Origin of the sequence: Dolichospermum sp. UHCC 0406 (genome assembly GCF_009712025.1) — a bacterium.
In the GTDB taxonomy this organism is placed as follows: Bacteria; Cyanobacteriota; Cyanobacteriia; order Cyanobacteriales; family Nostocaceae; genus Dolichospermum; species Dolichospermum lemmermannii.
Genome location: NZ_VILA01000007.1, coordinates 8,748 through 28,818 on the forward strand (window position 1 = coordinate 8,748; position 20,071 = coordinate 28,818).

A 20,071-nucleotide genomic window follows, 5' to 3' on the forward strand; every position below is an offset into this window, starting at 1 on the left:
CCAACCTCTACAAAGCCGACCTCACAGGAGCCAACCTCACAGAAGCCGACCTCACAGGAGCCTACCTCACAGGAGCCTACCTCACAGGAGCCTACCGCTTGGAACCGGACTGGATAACAAAAGTTTTGCTCACAGAAGCCGACCTCAAAGGAGCGATACTCACAGGCGCTACAATGCCAGATGGGTCAATTCATAATTAGGAAGATTTGATTCTTGTAAATTTTCAATAAACAAGACTTTCTCACCCACAAAACCGAATATTCAAAACAGTCGCTACCATTTTCTAAACCGAATCATATTACTACATAATAGAAATAGAAATTCTATCTTTAGGATTGTTAAGAATGTATCAAACAGATCCGCCACTTTCCCCTAAAGAAACATTACCGACAATGTATGATCTTCCTAGCGAAGATCAAGATCAACCTGGTTTGCCAGATCAATTTCATTTATTCCAACCACAATTATTAGCAGAAACATTCCGTCCACCTGACTATCCTAGGGACCAAATATTTACAGGAAGTGATCTGAATCTTTATTATGATTTGCGTCATCCTTCATGGTATAAACGTCCAGATTGGTTTGCAGTATTAGGTGTTCCCTCTCTTTATGAGAAAAGAGATTTACGTTTAAGTTATGTAGTTTGGCAAGAAGCAGTTAATCCTCATATTATTGTTGAATTACTCTCACCGGGAACAGAAAAAGAAGACTTAGGGACAATATTAAGAGATGTCGAAAAACCTCCTGGTAAATGGGAAGTTTACGAACAAATTTTAAGAGTACCCTATTACGCCATCTTTGATCGTTATAAATCTGAATTTAGAATGTTTCAGTTAACTGGCGCTCGTTATGCTGAAGTAGACTTATCAGATTTTCGGTTTTGGATTCCCGAAATAGAATTAGGTTTAGGAGTGTGGCAAGGAAGTTATAAAACCGTCGAAATGCCTTGGTTACGTTGGTACGACAAAGACGGTAATTGGATATTAACCAGCACAGAAGAGGAAAGACAGAAAGCTGAACAAGAAAGACAGAAAGCTGAACAGGAAAGACAAAAAGCTGAACAAGAAAGACAAAAGTTAGAACAAGAAAGGCAAAAGTTAGAACAAGAAAGGCAAAAAACCGAAAGATTAATTGCCCAACTTCGATCGCTTGGTGTTGAACCAGATTTAGAATAAATACAATCTCTCGTTCCCAGTCTCCGACTGGGAATGCCACCATAGAGGCTCTGCCTCAAAGCAGTTAATTATTTTGATTTTCCTTAGATAAATCCGTCGGTGGTCTATCATTACTCCAAGCCCACCAGACATAACCGCAATGACAATGGTAAAATTCTTGCCACTTCCGACGACGTTCTGGGGTACTGACAGGAGACCTTCTATTTAACCACACATTAACGGCTTCTCGACTACCAGCATGGCATTTGGGACAATGGAATTGATAGGCGTGTACGGCTTGATTAGTCCATTCTGGCGGATTGGGATCAAAAGCGTCCATATAAATATAAACTGGAATAGAGTGTAATCTTAGTAGTCATTGAATATACATAATTATGACTAACAATGGATGTTATGGAACCAAATATTGAAATTCGTCGGTTGTTGGATGTCATGCCCGCTTCTGGGCGAATGATGACTAAAATCGTCAGTAAACCAGAACAAAAACAGGTAATAGATGCGGCTTTTCCCCTGCCATTGAGTCAAGCAAGACCAATATATATTAATTTCGACTTATGGAGACGGTTGACAAAACCCCAACGAGATTTACTCCTATTACAGAGGGTAAGCTGGTTAATAGGGGTGAAATGGTTACAACCTAATATTTATCAAGGTGTGGTGTTAGCAGGGCTTGTAGGCGGAATACTGGAGGCAGTCCAGGGGGATGTGGTAGGTGTGGTAATAGCCGGGGGATTAAGTGCTGTAGCGGCTATCCGGATTTGGCGCACGAATAAATCCCAGGAGTCAGAATTAACTGCTGATACAGTCGCTATTAGAATCGCCCAAAGACGAGGTTATTCAGAAACTGAAGCCGCCCAACATTTGTTAACAGCTATTGAAGCAGTAGGAACAATAGAAGGGCGTTCTGGTTTAAATTTTAGTGAATTAATTCGTTGTCAAAACTTGAAAGTAATTGCTGGTTTATCACAAGTTGGTATTCCTAAAAACTATCAATAGATGTACAGCGAAGTAATTAAGATTTACGTAGGGGTTTAGCATTGCTTAATGGTGTCAACTTAACGTAAAACCCATAACCCGACTAGGAATGAATTCCCAGTCTCATAGCAGAAGTCATCTGAAGATGACTAAAAGAACTAGAAAGTTTTTGAACTTGTTTAGTTTACTTTAGTAAACTTTAGCTATTTGGTAAAATCTAACAATGCCTCACTCAAATTTTCCATGACAGGTAAAGGTAAAGCCGAAATAGAACCGCGTATTTCTGCCGATAATTCTCCAAACCGTTTTGTTAACTGTCGAATAACTAGATTGAAAGTAGCTTGTTCTATTCCTTCTTGTTTAATTTCTCTGTAAGCGCGACTTCTTTCTAGTGAAATTCCTAGCATGACTTCAACCTCCCTTAAAGTAAGTTTTTCAAATTTGTACATCATTTCCTAGTCTATCCATGTACAAAATTATCTGCGTTTATCTGCGTCCATCATCTTCTATCTGCGGTTAATTCTTTATTACTGTACATACTAAACATACATTTTCCCGAGTTATGAATTATAAAATATCACGAATGGAAACGATTCAATTGCCAATTATTCCGGTGGTGGGAGAATTAATAAAAAACTCTCCAGGAACAATTTCTCTAGGACAAGGTGTGGTTCACTATCAACCACCAGATACAGCAATGGAACTATTACCAAAATTTCTTGCTGAACCTAAAAATCATCTTTATCAAGCTGTTGTCGGGATTCCTGAATTATTAACAGCTTTAACGGCAAAGTTATCAATATTTAATGATATTGATATCAATGAAGAAAATGCTATTGTGGTGACAGCAGGTAGCAATATGGGGTTTATAAATGCTATTTTAGCAATTACTTCTCCTGGTGATGAAATTATTTTAAATACTCCCTACTATTTTAATCATGAAATGGCGATTAAAATGGCAGGTTGTCATCCGGTATTAGTGGCGACAGATGCAAATTATCAATTAATTCCTGAAGCCATAGCCGCTGCAATTACAGATAAAACCCGTGCAGTAGTGACGATTTCTCCAAATAATCCGACGGGTGTTATTTATTCAGAAACAGCATTAAAACAAGTTAATGAAATTTGTCGAGAAAGGGGAATTTATCATATTAGTGATGAAGCTTATGAATATTTTACTTATGATCATGTAAAACATATTTCTCCTGGGGCATTTACGCGCAGTAATCAATATACAATTTCTCTTTTTAGTTTGTCGAAAGCTTATGGTTTTGCTAGTTGGCGAATTGGTTATATGGTAATTCCTCAACATTTATTAATTGCTGTGAAAAAAGTTCAAGATACTATTTTAATTTGTCCACCTGTGGTTTCTCAATATGCAGCTTTGGGGGCTTTACAAGCAAAAGATGATTATTTAAAAGATCATATTGGGACAATTGCTAAAGTTCGAGAAATAGTAATTAACGCATTGCAATCTCTGGAAAATTTATGTACAATTACACCCGCTAATGGTGCATTTTACTTTTTTATAAAAGTGCATACAAAAATGAATGATTTGGAATTAGTGAAAAAACTGATTCAAGAATATAAAATAGCGGTAATTCCGGGAACAACCTTTGGGATGGAAGATGGCTGTTATTTGCGGGTTGCTTATGGTGCGTTACCAGCAGATACAGCTAAAGCAGGTATAGAAAGATTAGTCAAAGGTTTGCAAACTATCGTATTATAATCGCATAACAAAAATTAACACTTGTATTTCTCCATGAGTCAAATAGTTTGGATAGCAAGACACGCTAACCGCCTTGATTTCGTATATCCCGATTGGTTTCTGACCGCCGAAAGACGGTATGATCCACCTTTGTCCGATGATGGTATGATTCAGGCGCAGCAGTTAGCAAAACGACTCAAAGGGGAAAGAATCACCCATATTTTTGCTTCTCCATTTTTGCGAACTATCCAAACTGCGAATGCGATCGCTGAAGTTTTGGATTTACAGATTAAACTAGAAATAGGTTTGAGTGAATGGCTTAATCCCGCATGGATGACTGAAGAACCCGAAAAACTCTCAACTTCAGCTTTAGTCAAATTATTTCCCAGAATTGATACTAGCTACACATCACGTATAGCCGCAAAATACCCCGAAACTCATGAAAAAGTGCGGGAACGTTCGGCGCAAACTGCCAGATGTCTGTCTACTGAATTCTTCCCCCATGATATCCTATTGGTGGCACATGGCGCGTCTGTCTTGGGTGCAGCAATGGGATTTGTGGGTGACATAGCCAAAAATGAAGTCAAAGCTTCTCTATGTTCTTTGGTAAAAGTTGTCCGTCAAGATTCAGAATGGTTGCTAGAACTAAAGGGAGATACATCCCATTTGACAAAAATTGAAGAATTGGTGCGATTTGTGTAAATATTTAATGGGGATTTTCTCTAAATCGCCACTGACGCTATAGCAGGAGTCACCGAGTCAGGAGTCACCGAGTCAGGAGTCAGGAGTTAAGAGACTTTTAACTTATGGCTTTTACTGTAGATTCTGTATCTCATTCAAGTGCATATCGCTACAACTGGGCAAAAGTAACTTACTAACTGATAAATTTTATGACATTGCTACTGGCCGGAGACATAGGCGGAACAAAAACTATTTTGCGTTTGGTGGAACTTTCGGAAACACTAGAGTTAAAAACTCTGTATGAGGAAAGTTTCCGCAGTGGAGATTTTCCTGATTTAGTTCCTATAGTGCAAAAGTTTTTGAGTACAGCTAATTCTAGCACACCAGAAAAGGCTTGTTTTGCGATCGCTGGACCAGTAGTGGAAAACACCGCCAAGTTGACCAATTTAGCCTGGTTTCTCGATACAAATCGGTTAACTCAAGAATTGGGTATTTTGTCAATTTCCCTAATTAATGACTTTGCGGCTGTTGGTTATGGCATTTTTGGGTTAACAAAACAGGATTTACTAACTTTACAAGTTGGTAAATATCAACCAGCAGCACCAATGGCTGTAATCGGTGCAGGAACTGGATTAGGCCAGGGATTTTTGATTAAACAGGATCATCAATATCAAGTCTTTCCTTCCGAGGGTGGACACGCAGATTTTGCCCCCCGGAATGAGTTAGAATTTCAACTGTTGAAATATCTGGTAGATAAACATAATATTCAACGAGTTTCTGTAGAAAGAGTGGTTTCCGGGTTAGGAATTACCTCCATTTACCAATTTTTACGAGATAGGAAAATAGCCACCGAATCACCAGAAATTGCCCAAGCAGTCAGAACTTGGGAACAAGAAGCCGGAAAAGCCGAAAAAACCATTGATCCTGGGGCATTTATTGGGAGTGCGGCGCTGGAAAAAAGCGATCGCCTTTCCGAACAAACCATGCAATTATTTGTAGAAGCCTACGGTGCCGAAGCCGGCAATCTAGCCCTCAAACTCCTCCCCTATGGCGGATTATACATTGCTGGTGGTATCGCTCCCAAAATCCTCCCTTTAATGCAAAATGGTAGTTTCCTCACGAATTTTACCCAAAAAGGGAGAATGGGTTCTTTACTGGAAGAAATACCCGTGCATATAATTCTTAATCAACAGGTTGGATTAATTGGTGCAGCTTTGTCTGCCTCTAGGTTATAAATAGCAAGAACAGTGAAATATTCAGGAGTACCAAAAGATGATAATCACTGAAGTGTCAACCCAATTACTAACTAACACTTGGATAACAGCAACTTGGGATGAATATATTCAAGTTACTGAAAATTATGCCCATCAAAAAGCCAAAGGCTATTACCACAATGGAAAAATGAGGATAGAAATGCCACCAATCGGAAATGATCATGCCAGCGACCATAGTATTATTATTTTTGCTGTTAATCTATTTGCGACTATGAAGGGAATTAAGTTTAATAGCAAAGATAATTGTACATACAGAAAAATAGGATTTCAAGAAGTCCAACCAGATGTTTCTTATTACATTGCTGAAAAAGCAAATGCTATTCCCTATGGAACTTCCATTGTTAATTTAGATATTTATCCCATACCAGATTTAGTAATTGAAGTTGCGAGTAGTTCCCTAGCTGATGATCAAGGGGAAAAACGCCTGATGTATGAAGATTTAGGTGTAGCCGAATATTGGGTACTCGATGTGCAGAATGTCCAGGTTATCCCTTTTATGATTGAAAATGGTGGCAGTAAAAGAATTAGTGAATCTCAAGTATTACCAGGGTTACAAATTTCTCTACTAAATGAAGCATTAAGAAAAACTCGACAAATGGATCATAGTCAAGTTTGTGCTTGGTTGTTAAGCCAATTTCAGCACATCTAAGTAAAAACTACAGGTAGGATGGGCAATGTTTACCATACACTACTGAGAATTTTTCAAAGATAATGTATAATTCCTAGATATTTTATGTTTGAATAGAGAATAAATATTTTTTTTAATTATGGCAGGACATAGTAAATGGGCAAATATTAAACGTCAGAAAGCCGTAGTAGATGCCAGAAGGGGAAGTATATTTACCCAACTATCACGGGCAATAATTGTTGCGTCAAGAAACGGTATACCAGATCCAGCAGGTAATTTTCAACTCCGCACAGCCATTGATAAAGCCAAAGCTGCGGGCATTCCTAATGATAATATTGATAGGGCAGTAGCTAAAGGTGCAGGTACTTTCAGTGATAACAACATCCTCGAAGAAATTCGCTATGAAGGTTATGGTCCAGGGGGTGTTGCGATTTTAATTGAAGCCCTCACAGATAACCGGAATCGGACTGCGGCGGATTTGCGCGTCTCTTTTAGTAAAAATGGCGGAAACTTGGGAGAAACAGGTTGTGTAAGTTGGATGTTTTCCCAAAAAGGAGTTTGTGTAGTTGAGGGTGTAATTGATGAAGAACAGCTTTTAGAAGCTTCCTTAGAAGGAAATGCCCAGTCTTATGAAATCATTGCCGAGGAAACAGTTGAAGTATTTACAGCCATAGGGAATTTAGAGAAACTTAGCCAAACATTACAAACAAAAGGTTTTAAAGTCACAGATATAGAATTACGTTGGCTTCCTGGTAATCAGGTAGAAGTTACAGATGTAGATCAGGCTAAATCTCTTCTTAAATTAATTGATACACTAGAAGGATTAGATGATGTTCAAAATGTGACAGCTAATTTTGACATGGCTGATGGTTTAATGGAATTAATTATGAATTAGGGCTAAACCTTAAATTTCATAAAAAAGGCTTGGCGATTTACCAAGCCCATATATACCAAGTGTTTACCATAGTTGGTTAATTTACCGGAATTAATCCTGAAATTCATCTATCTATGGTATGTGTATCAATTAAAAAATCAAGCACTTTTTTAATTTCTATATCATTCTTTCTTCTGACTCCTATTCCTGCCGCAATACCTCAATAAAAAAAGGTTTAGCTTTATACTAAACCCTCATAAAAAGCAGTTATTCGACACACCAGGATTAATGTAAATCTACTTTTATTTCTCTGCATCTTCCTATGGAGTGTATTTACTTGTCTACGATTATGATATAGCAGCTATCAGCGGTCAGCAATTAGTGGTAAAAAGATTATTTTCAGCAGTCTTACCACTGGATAGTGAAAAAAATACTATAAAATCTGGAATATCAATCTCTGTTATTGTATAAAAGTATGTATCTAATCCTTGGTAAATACACTATTTTGCATATATGTCAACAGCTAAAAACAATCATCAAACCAACTTTTTGCAATTTTTTTTAGTTCTAGATCCTTTCTCTAGGCTAATTTTTTTAGGACTTGGGTTTGCTAGTTTTGGTACGGTTGTGATCATTGTTGGGAATATTGTTAATTATCTCACACCACCTCACCTGACTCTAGCGGCTGGAGATAAAACAGGAGAAAGTTATATTATCAGTGAAGCTATTAAAAAGGTAATTGAACGCAGAACTAATATCCAAATTCAAGTAGAAGAAACTAGAGGAACAACTCAAAATATAGAAATGTTATCAACAGGAAAAGCTCAGTTAGCAATGGCTCAAGTAGATGTTGCTGCTGAGGAAATTGGTAATGTAAGTTCTCAGTTAAAAGCGAATATAAGAACAGTAACTTTATTGTATAAAGATACTTTTCAGTTGGTTGTAAAAAATCCTCAAATCAATCAATTTACACAACTTAAAGGCAAGACTATTGCTTTAGCTGCTACCGGTGGACAATATCAGTCTTTTTTAACAGTAGCAAAGCATTTTGGTTTAAGTGAAAAAGACTTTGAGATTACAGGTTTAGATAGTAATGGTAAGCCTATTCCTGGTTATAATGATCGGTTTGCAGATAAAGATTTTCGGGAAAATAAAGCTGATGCTGTATTTCGAGTTCGGGCTATAGGTAATAAGTCCATTGCTAATCTTGTTAATAATCATCAGGGAAAATTAATATCAATTCCTCAAGCAGAAGCAATGAAAATCAAGCAACCTGCTTTTGAATCTGCGATAATTCCTCAAGGTGCATATAGAGGCAATTATCCTGTTCCTAATACTAATTTATCTACGGTAGCAATATCAAGATTGCTATTAACAAATGATCAAGTAGATGCCAATATTATCAGAAAATTAATTCAGACAATTTATGAAAATCGTCAAGAAATAGCTAATGAAATTCCTCTAGATAATGCTGAAGTTAAACCTTTGATTTCTAGTATTAGTCCTCCTAAAGAAAATAGTGGTGTTGATATTTTCTTACATCCTGGGGCTGCGGCTTTTTATGACAAAGATAAACCATCTTTTATTCAGGAATACGCAGATTATATCGGGTTATTATTGACAATTTTTTTATTAGCATTTCAATGGATTCGTCAACTCAAATTATGGATTGAGAAGAGTAAAAAAGATGAAGCTGATGAATATATTAAATCAGCCATTAGTTTAATGAAAGCAGGACAATATCAGATTGGAGATAGACAAAGAAAACTTGACAAAACCTTTGATGAAGCTGCAAAATCTTTGATTGATGAAAGAATTTCCCAAGAGTCTTTTCGGACATTTAACGAGGCTTATAAAAATACTAAAGAAGCCATAGAAAGGGATAAACAAATCGCTCAACAAGCAATTGAAAAAATCCAAAGAGAAAATGCAGCTAAATATATAAAAATCGTGGTAAAACTATTACGATATGGACAACAAAATCAAAGTACAATAGTTCAACAAAAGTTAGATACAATTCTTGAGCAGGTAGTTAGTGATTTAGTCTTAGAAAATATTTCTCAAGAATCATTCCGGACTTTTATTGAAGCATATAAAGCCACCAGAGATTCTATCGAAAGTAAGAACCAATCATTAAATTAACTTTTGATAATACTAATCAATATCCCCGAATTCCTGGATCAATTCATAATTTATTGCAAAAATAAAAAAGAAGTCGGGGATCTGGGTATTTTTAATTTATGGTTTAAAATCAATATGGGTAAACTATAAAGTTATGTAAAATACATCCGTGACTAGATCTGAACAAATATTACCACTGTATAAGAACCCAGAACGGTTAGAAAATCGGCTGGGAGAAATTCCCCCAGAACCGGGGGTCTATTTGTTGCGGGATGGCAGCGATCGCTTAATATATATAGGTAAATCTCGTAAATTGCGTTCTCGTGTCCGTTCCTATTTCCGGGACTCCACTAACAAGACTGAACGCATTAACACAATGGTCAAGTTAGTGACAGAAATTGAATTTATTGTCACTGATACAGAAGCTGAAGCATTAGCCCTAGAAGCCAATTTAATTAAGCAGCATCAGCCCTATTTTAACGTTTTACTCAAAGATGATAAAAAGTATCCTTATCTCTGCATTACTTGGTCAGAGGAATATCCGCGCATTTTCATTACCCGCAAACGTCAATTAGGAAAAGCCAAAGATAAATATTACGGTCCCTATACAGATTCCGGCTTATTACGAGAAATTGTCCATTTGTGTAAAAAGATTTTCCCTTTACGACAAAGACCACAACCTTTATTTAAAGATCGTCCCTGTTTAAATTATGATATTGGTCGTTGTCCTGGAGTTTGTCAAAAATTAGTTTCCACAGTTGAATATGCAAAAATTGTCCAAAAAGTAGCAATGGTTTTTCAAGGAAGGACTCAGGAACTAATTGATATTTTAACAGCACAAATGGAAACTGCTGCCGAAGAATTAAATTTTGAAAATGCCGCAAAAATTCGTGATCAAATTGTAGCTTTAAAATCCCTCAATGCCGCCCAAAAAGTCTCCTTACCTGATGATACTGTATCACGAGATGCGATCGCTTTAGCTGCCGATGACCAACACGCCTATATTCAATTATTCCAAATTCGCGCTGGTCAATTAGTTGGCCGTTTGGCTTTTGTTGCTGAATCTCACGCTGAACCGGGAGCAATTTTACAACGAGTTTTAGAGGAACATTATCAAACAGCGGAAAGTGTGGAAATTCCTAGCGAAATTTTAGTACAACATGATTTACCAGATAGTGAGATCTTATCTGATATTTTGACAGAACGCAAGGGCAGAAAAGTCACAATTTCCAACCCTTTGCGACAAAGTAAAGCAGAATTAATAGAAATGGTGGAAAAAAATGCCCAATATGAATTACAGAGAATGCAAAAATTGGGAGATAGTAATCTGCAAGCAACCCAAGATTTAGCTGCTATTCTCGACTTACCAGATTTACCCAAACGCATTGAAGGTTATGATATTTCTCATATTCAAGGAACTCATGCGGTAGGTTCGCAAGTAGTTTTTATTGATGGTTTACCAGCTAAACAACATTACCGACATTATAAAATTAAAAATCCTGATATTAAAATTGGTCATTCCGATGATTTTGCCAGTTTAGCGGAAGTTATTAATAGACGGTTTCGTAAATATATTGAAGATCCCAAATTAGCAAGATTGGGTAATGCTGACTGGCCTGATTTAATGATGATTGATGGTGGTAAAGGTCAATTATCTGCTGTTGTGGGTATTTTACAGGAAATGAATCTATTCGCAGATTTGCGGGTTGTCAGTTTAGCAAAAAAGCGAGAGGAAATCTTTTTACCCCACTCATCAAAACCTTTAGAAACGGACTCAGAACAGCCAGGAGTCCAGTTATTAAGAAGATTACGAGATGAAGCCCATAGATTTGCTGTCAGTTTTCATCGTCAACAAAGAAGTGATAAACTCAAGCGATCGCATTTAGATGAAATTCCCGGTTTAGGACAAAATCGGCAAAAGTTGTTATTAGCGCATTTTCGCTCTCTTGATTATATTCGTCAAGCTACAACTACACAATTAACAGAAGTTCCCGGAATTGGTTTACGATTAGCGCAAGATATTTATGATTATTTCCATCCTGTTTAAATATATTTTTTAAGAGATACGAACCACAGAGGCACAGAGGACACAGAGGGAAGAAATTTTTTACTCAGTTGTCTTGACTCCTGATTCATTCTGTATTATTAATCAACGTTGTAAATACCATAGTGTTACCAGATGAAAATTAGCTTGTGCATGATTGTTAAAAATGAAGAAACTACCTTGCCAAAGTGCTTAGGAAGTGTTAAAAATTTTGTTGATGAAATTGTAGTTCTGGATACGGGTTCAACTGATAAAACTCCCCAAATAGCGGCACAATTTGGGGCTAAAGTTCATTATTTTACATGGAATAATAATTTTAGTGATGCAAGAAATGAGGCTTTAAAATATGTCACAGGTGACTGGATTTTAGTTTTAGATGCTGATGAAACTTTAACACCAGAAATTATTCCTTTTTTGGAAGTGGCTATTAATAAAGAAGAATATTTAGTTATTAATCTGGTGCGTCAAGAAGTTGGTTCAACACAATCACCTTATTCTCTGGTTTCTCGATTATTTCGTCATCATCCAGATATCTATTTTGATCGCCCTTATCATGCTTTAATTGATGATAGTGTTATGGCAATTTTAGCCAAAGAAGCAAATTGGGAAATCGGTTATTTACCAGGGGTAGCAATTCTCCATACTGGTTATCAAAAAGCTGTGATTAATGAGCAGAATAAATCTGCTAAAGCCGCAGCCGCAATGGCAGAGTTTTTGGCAAATCATCCTGATGATGCTTATGTTTGTAGTAAGTTGGGGGCTTTGTATATGCAAATGGGGAAGATTAATGAAGGTATGGAGTTATTGAATCATGGATTAAATCAAATTATTGGTAATCAGGTTAATCAAGATAAAAAACCATTAAGTAAATTCAAATATTCGCAGTCACAAAAAGTTGAAGTTGCTTTTGATGAAGATATAAATTATGATATTTTGTATGAATTGCATTACCATTTAGGAATTGCTTATACAAATTTAAAAAATTTGCCCTCAGCCATTTCTCATTATCAAGCTGCGGTAAAATTGCCTATTTATCCGCTTTTAAAATTAGGAGGATATAATAATTTAGGAAATTTATTTAAAAATATGGGGAATTTTTCAGAAGCAAAAATTGCTTATGAAACAGCCATAAAAATTGATCCTAATTTTGTAACTGGTTATTATAATTTAGGGATGGTATGTAAAGCCATGGGATTATTTGCTGAAGCTATTGATGCCTATAATAACGCCATTAATTTGAATCCTGATTATGCAGAAGCTTATCAAAATTTAGGGGTTGTACTGTTGAAAATTGGCGATGTTCAAGGTAGTTTAGAAGCTTTTGAATATGCCATTTCTCTCCATGAATTAAACAACCCTGAAGAAGCACAAAGACTTCATCAGGGTTTAAAGGAAATGGGTTTGTTGTAATTTCTAAATCTGAGAACGCACGAATTTCTCTAGTCTATCCATTCCCTTTTCAATTGTCGTCATATCCGTAGCGTAGGAAAGACGAATATTTTTATCAGCGCCGAAAGCGACACCGGGAATAAGTGCAACTTGATGTTCTGCTAATAAAGCATCACAAAATTCCAGAGATTTCAAGCCGGTTTTGCTGATATCAGGGAAAAGGTAAAATGCACCGTCTGGTTTAGCGGTACTCAAACCCGGAATAGCTTTGAGTCTTTCAAACATTACCTGACGACGTTTAGCGAAAGCTTGACGCATTTCCTCTACACAGTCTTGGGAACTTTCTAACGCGGCGATCGCTCCATATTGAGCAAAAGTACACACATTTGATGTACTATGTCCCTGAATGGTACTAGCGGCTTTGATAATTTCCACAGGTCCAGCTAAATAACCCAAGCGCCAACCGGTCATTGAGTAACCTTTAGCGAAACCGTTACTAATTAAGGTGCGAGAAAAAATTTCCTCACCTAAAGAACCAATGCTGATATGTTCTGCACCATCATAGAGAATCTTCTCGTAAATCTCGTCAGATACAACATAGATATCTGCATCAACTATTACCTGCGCCAAGGCTTTAATTTCCCCTGGCGTGTATACCATCCCTGTGGGGTTAGAAGGGGAGTTAAGAACAAATAACTTGGTTTTTGGGGTAATAGCTTTTTTTAGCTGTTCTGGTGTGATTTTGTAGCCAGTGGAAGCATCTGTTTCCACAATCACCGACTTACCACCAACTAAAGTTACCATTTCGGGATAACTTAACCAGTAGGGTGAGGGAATAATTACCTCATCACCTGGGTCAATCAGTGCCACAATCAAATTATACAGGGAATGCTTACCGCCATTGGTGACAAGGACATTCTCTGCCTTATAATTAAGACCATTATCATTTTTTAGCTTGTGGGCGATCGCTTCCCGTAATTTTGGTTCTCCAGCGGCGGGGCCATACTTGGTTTTACCTTCATCCAAAGCCTTTGCGGCTGCGGCTTTGATATGCGCTGGCGTGTCAAAATCCGGTTCACCTGCGCTAAAACTACAAACATCTATCCCCTCGGCTTTCATGGCCTTAGCTTTCGCTGCAATGGCTAAGGTGATGGAGGGTGTTACCTGACTTACTCTTGCTGCCAGCTTCATTCTACTTTAATTTCGCCAATATCCTTTCTATCTAAGGATATCCCAGAATCCTATCCGATATTTGCCCTTTCTAAATTCTTTTCTCTCCCAGGTATGGACAATTTAATTTACTTCAAGACTTGACAAGACGAAAATTTTGGTTTACACTTATGTTAGGAGTAGAAATCTGTCCGCGCATATATAGTAATTGTTTGGATTGTCAGAATTAGGATTTACAGGATGTTGATTTGTGATGGAGATTTTTACTTTTTCCATTATTCTTCATGTCAAGACTTGACAAGATGCGATAATTAGGGCTTGCTGAATAAACCGAAAACCTAGATAGATTAAGCCCACCTTCCGCACCCTAACTGTCCTCAAATTAAATCTAGTTCTAATTTTTTCTGCGATTAACAAATTTGTTATTCGCACATACGTCCTGACAGCTTTTTACACGAGAAAAGAATAAGTGCATTTGCCGAACTAACCAAGATTTTACCCGCCAGGCTGCCATGGAAAGGTTTTCTGTAGATGATTGTGAGGTTAATTCAGCACTGTGTTGATCATAGTGTAACCATTTGACTGGTAAGTGTCCCATCGGTGTCATCGGGGACAATTTGAAAGTTAGTGCTTCATATTCTAACCAGTTTCCCTCTTTTCGCCAACCAAGGCGATCGCCAAGTTTCTTTTCTGTTTCATAGTCTACTTGACCACCCATTTCGCTCCAAATAGTTTGTTGAATACTAAAGCCAAAATAACCATAACTATATTGTTCCCACAGTTGATCGATATTATGAATATCTTGACAAGGAAAATTATCAATATCTTGCTGATAAACTTCATTCCAATAATTCTTTTTCATGACTGTTAGCATTAATTTAGCGGTTTCAATATCAGCTTCTTGCCACCTATGCTGCGCTAGAAGATCCCGTAATTGAGTATAATCAATATCTTGATTGCTGAAAAATTCTTTTGTCAAAGTAACATTATTATTCACCAATCCCATCAATCTTGTTTCTTTATCAGCAGATAGCGGAACGACAGTAGTAAAATTTATGTCTGCTATATTGAGCAAGTTTTCTTGGTCGGTGAATTGCTCAGATATATAGTTTGATATTAAATCAATACCTTGATCCAAAAAGACACTATTTTCGTTCAAATCAAAATTATGGATTTGCCAATCTAATAATTGAGATTGAATGAAAGCATCTTTTAATCTAGCTTTTCTTTCATAACTTGTTACCATAAAATCAAGAAAAGTATCAGAAATACCCTCCTTGACTTCAATGTGAGCTAAATTTGACTGATACTTTAAAACGTTATCTCCTAAATTTTTAATATCTCCGACAATTGCGTAAAAATATTCATCTATTTTGACGACTTCTTCTATTAATGATTGAAAGGGTCTAAAGTATGCTTGTAAAGAGGTTTCGAGATTGATGGCAGTATGGGCAATTTTGGCTATTTCTTGACGAATTTTCTGGGCTTTTCTTTGATATTCGTAAATTTCTTGATAGACTTCTAAGTCTTTAACTATTTTTTTGACTATTTCTTTTTGATTTTGTGTATCTTCGGCAATTCTTGTAATTCCTAGGCTGATTAAACTGATTTTTTCCAACATTAAAAAGTAAGCATTACTCAAGAGTAACACTGCTTTAAAATTTTCTTTTTTCTCCCATCTTAGTTCATCTAGTATTGCCGGATTATGATGATTTTTAAGTTCTAAATTACTTCTTTCATCTTCTATTTTTTTTATTTCTAAATATTTTTGTTTGAATAATTTTTTCAAATCTTCCGTAAGGATTAATAAAAAATCATGATAACTATTCTTGTAATTTTCTAAAAAATCAATAATATGTGTATAGTCATTAATAAATAATTGGATTTCCTCAAGAATTTCTCCCTGGCTAATTTCTGATTTTCGCTTAATTAGTCCACCAAGATGATGATGATATCGCACACCCTCTTTAAATAAGGTTTGACGTTCTTGGATTTTTTTTTGAACTATTTTTACCCCGTTATTTTTCATTACGGGTACTTGATAGTTTTGGTTGTAAATTGAAATACTTTTGTAAGTAATTAGTTGTTTCTGCTGTCTAGTTCGCATAAGCTTGATTATCAAAAGTATGAATATTTGTTAATCTTTTACCCATTTTAACACCTTTGAGTCTTTATTATAGCGGTAGGTAGAGCCATCCTGAGTAGTAATAGATTTACCTTTGCTGGCTTTACTTCTAACAGTACCAAGTGATGAATAGGTTGTTAATTTGTGCATTTCCTGATGAGAAAGCCCGACAATTTTATCTATATCTGTCGTGATTTGAGGATTTTCGGGAGAATTTATGGCTATTTCTGGTGGAGTTGAAGATTCATTGTTAGGTAAAATATCTATTGTGATTTGAGGATTTTCGGGGGAATTTATGGCTATTTCTGGTGGAGTTGAAGATTCATTGTTAGGTAAAATATCTGTCGTGATTTGAGGATTTTCGGGAGAATTTATGGCTATTTCTGGTGGAGTCGAAGATTCATTGTTAGGTAAAATATCTGTCGTGATTTGAGGATTTCCGGGAGAATTTATGGCTATTTCTGGTGGAGTTGAAGATTCATTGTTAGGTAAAATATCTATTGTGACTTGAGGATTTTTGGGAGCATTAGTGACTGTTTCTTTTACCTTCTGCTGCCGATAATCCTCCACAGTTACAAGTTGCCAACTAGAATCTTGTGAAAGTTCCAAAACCCAGTCATGATAATTAAACAAACTTTCTCGATGTCCCACACTGATAAAAGTTGTTTTCGTTGATTGTAATTGTTCATATAAATTTCCTTCATTATTTAAATCTAAAGCACTTGTGGCTTCATCTAAGATAGTGAAACTAGGACGAGTAACTAATAAGCGTGCGAAGGCAAGACGTTGTTGTTCTCCTAATGAGAGTATATTTTCCCAAGGAACTTCTGTATCAAAGCCATCTATACGACTAACTAAGTTTTGTAAATTAACTTGTTGTAAAATCTCTTTAAGTTCTGCATCGCTCATTTTGCGATTTGTATGCGGATAAAGTAACTGTTCGCGCAAAGTACCTAGAATTATATAAGGACGTTGGGGTAGGAATAAAACTTCTTCTAGGGGGGGTCTTACCAAACGACCAGTTCCCGCATTCCACAAACCAGCGATCGCTCTCAACAGAGAACTTTTACCTCGACCACTAGGCCCAACAATTAATAACCCCTCTCCAGGTTGAACACTCAAAGACAAATTTTCGACGATTACCTGTTCATAGTTGGGTGTTTGTAAAGTAACATTCTCAAAAGCTAAACGGTTTTCTTCTATTGTCTTAATCGTACTGACATTTTCTGGTAATTTGTTGACTGCTTCTAACGCATTTGACAATTCAACTAAACGTTCAACATAAATAGAAAATCTTCCTGAAGTTGCAAATTCTCTGATTAATTCGGCTATAGCATTGGCAAACAGATTACAAGCTAAACTAGCTTGAGCAATTTCCCCAAAATCAATTTCCCCTTTAATCTGTAAAGGTCCGAATACTATAAATGGAAATATTTGGATAATAGCCTGATATGCTCTGTTAAAAATATCCTGACTTCTTTCCCAATTAATCTTGCGTTTGGTATTTTGAATAATCTTATTAAATCTGCGCTGAATCATATTTAATTCTTGTTCTTCTCCTTGAAAGAAAGCTATTGATTCAGCATGATTACGAACATGAGTCAGACTATAAGTGTGGTTTGCCGTAAATTCGAGTCCCTCTTCTTGAATCTTATTTAATTGTTCAGCTAAATAAAGAGCAATTAAATTGCCCGCTATAGTATAAACAAGCAGGGCAATTGCTACAAATTTAGAAAGGCTCCAGAGAATAATTAAAAAAGTTGTCATTTCCAGGACTTTTTCTAAACAAGTCGCTGAAAAGCTGAGAGCATTTCTAGTCAAAGGTTCGATTTCTTGGGATATTTGTTGATCTGGATTACTAACATCAGATTGAAAGTTGATTTTATAGTAGGCACGATTACTTAAATATTTTGATAAAATTTGATGATTTAACCATTCATACCAATCAAGAGAAATTTGTTTCCTAACAAATCTAGAAAATCCTACTAAAAGTGTCACCAAAACCAGAGCAGCAGCGTAAACCAATAATATATCAATAAATTTCTTTAAATCTTTTTCTTCAGTAATCACATCAAGCAAATAACGGCTAACAAAGCTATTAAAAGCAGTTACGCTTACAAGTGCGACAATTAATAATATGAGAAGAATCAGCATTCCCCATGTCCGCACTACATCTGAGAATGCTCTACCGTTGGCTTCTGTGGGATACCAGTAAGGACCAATAACCGCTTTGACATTTTCCCAAAATCGGTTAGCAACTGGAGCAGAATTATTTGTGGCGGATTTATCAATAAAAGGTTTAGCTTGCATCTTAAAAAAATTATTTTAGTGTTTTGAGGTAGGGAACAGGGAACAGAAAAGACGGACTTGATACCTACTAAGTCTTGTATGGCTACAGCAAGCTATCAAAAATTAAATAGGAGTCCGATAGAATTCCATATTAATACTCAGGAGCAAAAAGCCAGACTAGCAATCCAGTATTGAGCTAAGTAGGTTAGCATTGAAAATCGTCGTTATGGCACTAGGCAAGAGGCAATACTTCGACTTCGCTCAGTAACCAGAGGCAAGAGTGAAGAGGGTTTGGGCGATTTTACTTTTCGTTACATATTACTCTTCGAGAAGCCGCTTCGCGTCTACGGTTTTTTTCCGTTCACCTACTTAATACTCTTCTGAGTCTTTAAATATTCCGAATTCTGAGTCGTAAATTTTTACGATTGATTATTCAAAGATACCATCTTTCCATAGTTCTAAGACTTCGTTAGCTGTAAAGTAACATTCTTTTTCCATTGCCAGAGATTTGATGACGGAACGCATTTTTTCATACTGCTTTCTAGATTGAGGATTTTGCAGTTGTTTTTCAAATAGATATTGGAAATTACTGACTCCACTCCATTTGCCAAAGACAACATCTATTTTGTTATGTGGAAATACTGCATAGCTCTTGGGATCACGAAACAAAGAATTAACATGAATACCTGATTCGTGGCGTTGTGCAGTTTGAGAGTAAGGAGATGCGGGACGAATCCCCAGTTGCTCAATATAATTAGTCACTGCGGCGATCGCATCATAGTTGATCCCCTGGACTTCAATGCCAAACCGGACTCGCAACCCATTTAACACCTGCTCAATGGCAACATTTCCGGCTCGTTCTCCAATCCCGCAAAACGTCCCCGATACTAAAGTCGCTCCCGCCATCAGAGACTGGAGAGTATTTTCCAGTGCCAATCCTATATCATTGTGGTAGTGTACCCCCAGTCCTACCCCAGTAGTGGATTGCAGCAAATCATGAATCCAGATATAACTCTTTTCTGGATTTAGCACCCCTACTGTATCACACAGTAAAAAGTTTTCAATATAAGGACTGCATGAGCGAATACATTCCACCAAAAAGTCAAAATCCGCTCTAGAAGCATCCTCCGCAGCAAAATTGACTCTGAGTCCGGCCACTTTTGTGGCATAGTGCAAATTTTCTACAATGACATTAATAGCATTCTGACGAATTCTATTGATGATTGCAGATGGGATATCATCATCAATTGTTTTTCCTTGGAATTCGCTCATGAGGCGAATTTGGGGATCTCGCAGAAACAGTAGACGATCAGAAACAGCATGAAACAAAATAATGCGCTTAACTCCGCAGTTCTTCGCATGATCAATATACTCTTTTCCCATCATCGTAGAAGCAGTGACAACACCATCCAATCCCTCTGATACTAATGTTTTAACCAGTTTAGCCTCCTGTTCATAAACATAGGGCATGATGCAAAGTTCATCAACTCCTGTTTGGGCAATCAGATGAGCCAGTTTGTGTTTGGTGGGATAAGAGAAAAAAATGCCTACTTGCTGTTCTCCATCCCGGAGGGTTTCGTCGGAAATTTTAATCGGAAGAGTTTGCATTGTTTTATAC

At 36.7% G+C, this 20,071-nt stretch carries 16 protein-coding genes and 1 pseudogene; 11 read left to right on the forward strand and 6 right to left on the reverse strand.

From position 1 onward, the window contains the following. Positions 1-200, forward strand: a 200-nt coding sequence (locus FJR09_RS07215; protein WP_168654055.1) for a pentapeptide repeat-containing protein, incomplete at its 5' end; no start/stop codon positions are given. A 144-nt stretch (positions 201-344) separates the two neighbouring features. After that, positions 345-1,175, forward strand: a complete 831-nt coding sequence (locus FJR09_RS07220; protein ID WP_015078993.1) for a Uma2 family endonuclease — start codon at positions 345-347, stop codon at positions 1,173-1,175. 64 nt (positions 1,176-1,239) lie between these two features. On the opposite strand, the gene FJR09_RS07225 is transcribed toward FJR09_RS07220, so the two are convergent. Next, positions 1,240-1,494, reverse strand: coding sequence for a hypothetical protein (locus FJR09_RS07225; RefSeq protein ID WP_015078992.1), 255 nt, complete (start codon positions 1,492-1,494; stop codon positions 1,240-1,242). 74 nt (positions 1,495-1,568) lie between these two features. On the opposite strand from FJR09_RS07225, the gene FJR09_RS07230 reads away from it, so the two are divergent. Next, positions 1,569-2,171: a DUF3318 domain-containing protein gene (locus tag FJR09_RS07230; protein WP_015078991.1), complete on the forward strand. Its 603-nt coding sequence runs from the start codon at positions 1,569-1,571 to the stop codon at positions 2,169-2,171. Positions 2,172-2,353: 182 nt separating this feature from the next. On the opposite strand, the pseudogene FJR09_RS07235 reads toward FJR09_RS07230, so the two are convergent. Further along, a pseudogene (locus FJR09_RS07235) lies at positions 2,354-2,602 on the reverse strand (DUF4351 domain-containing protein); the annotation flags it as partial. A gap of 110 nt (positions 2,603-2,712) precedes the next feature. Between FJR09_RS07235 and FJR09_RS07240 the strand changes: the two are divergent. The 8 genes from FJR09_RS07240 (at position 2,713) to FJR09_RS07275 (ending at position 12,890) form a co-directional block, all read left to right on the forward strand. After that, entirely contained in the window at positions 2,713-3,879 is a 1,167-nt protein-coding gene (locus FJR09_RS07240) for a pyridoxal phosphate-dependent aminotransferase (RefSeq protein WP_168653494.1), read from the forward strand. Positions 3,880-3,912: 33 nt separating this feature from the next. Next, entirely contained in the window at positions 3,913-4,560 is a 648-nt protein-coding gene (locus FJR09_RS07245) for a histidine phosphatase family protein (protein ID WP_015078989.1), read from the forward strand. A 188-nt stretch (positions 4,561-4,748) separates the two neighbouring features. Next, positions 4,749-5,774: a glucokinase gene (locus tag FJR09_RS07250; RefSeq protein ID WP_015078988.1), complete on the forward strand. Its 1,026-nt coding sequence runs from the start codon at positions 4,749-4,751 to the stop codon at positions 5,772-5,774. Between the two features lie 37 nt (positions 5,775-5,811). Beyond that, positions 5,812-6,462, forward strand: a complete 651-nt coding sequence (locus tag FJR09_RS07255; protein WP_015078987.1) for a Uma2 family endonuclease — start codon at positions 5,812-5,814, stop codon at positions 6,460-6,462. Between the two features lie 118 nt (positions 6,463-6,580). Beyond that, on the forward strand, positions 6,581-7,336 hold the full coding sequence (locus FJR09_RS07260; RefSeq protein ID WP_168651037.1) for a YebC/PmpR family DNA-binding transcriptional regulator: 756 nt from the start codon (positions 6,581-6,583) through the stop codon (positions 7,334-7,336). Between the two features lie 492 nt (positions 7,337-7,828). Next, positions 7,829-9,457, forward strand: coding sequence for a TAXI family TRAP transporter solute-binding subunit (locus FJR09_RS07265; RefSeq protein WP_168653493.1), 1,629 nt, complete (start codon positions 7,829-7,831; stop codon positions 9,455-9,457). A gap of 148 nt (positions 9,458-9,605) precedes the next feature. Continuing rightward, positions 9,606-11,483: an excinuclease ABC subunit UvrC gene (gene uvrC / locus FJR09_RS07270; RefSeq protein WP_015078985.1), complete on the forward strand. Its 1,878-nt coding sequence runs from the start codon at positions 9,606-9,608 to the stop codon at positions 11,481-11,483. 132 nt (positions 11,484-11,615) lie between these two features. Next, positions 11,616-12,890, forward strand: a complete 1,275-nt coding sequence (locus tag FJR09_RS07275) for a tetratricopeptide repeat protein (protein WP_168651039.1) — start codon at positions 11,616-11,618, stop codon at positions 12,888-12,890. Positions 12,891-12,893: 3 nt separating this feature from the next. Here FJR09_RS07275 and FJR09_RS07280 read toward each other — a convergent pair whose 3' ends face one another. The 4 genes from FJR09_RS07280 to FJR09_RS07295 all read right to left on the reverse strand — a co-directional run bounded on the left by FJR09_RS07280 (position 12,894) and on the right by FJR09_RS07295 (position 20,061). Continuing rightward, positions 12,894-14,060 carry a pyridoxal phosphate-dependent aminotransferase gene (locus tag FJR09_RS07280; RefSeq protein ID WP_015078983.1) on the reverse strand — a complete coding sequence of 389 codons (1,167 nt, stop codon included), beginning with the start codon at positions 14,058-14,060 and terminating at the stop codon, positions 12,894-12,896. A 373-nt stretch (positions 14,061-14,433) separates the two neighbouring features. Beyond that, complete coding sequence (locus FJR09_RS07285; RefSeq protein WP_168653492.1) at positions 14,434-16,146, reverse strand: GUN4 domain-containing protein; 1,713 nt, start codon at positions 16,144-16,146, stop codon at positions 14,434-14,436. A 30-nt stretch (positions 16,147-16,176) separates the two neighbouring features. Then, positions 16,177-18,474: an ABC transporter ATP-binding protein/permease gene (locus FJR09_RS07290; protein ID WP_168653491.1), complete on the reverse strand. Its 2,298-nt coding sequence runs from the start codon at positions 18,472-18,474 to the stop codon at positions 16,177-16,179. A 408-nt stretch (positions 18,475-18,882) separates the two neighbouring features. Then, the gene (locus FJR09_RS07295; protein WP_015078980.1) at positions 18,883-20,061 is read right to left on the reverse strand and encodes an AptE protein; all 1,179 of its coding nucleotides are present in this window, start codon (positions 20,059-20,061) and stop codon (positions 18,883-18,885) included. Between the last annotated feature and the right edge of the window lie 10 nt (positions 20,062-20,071).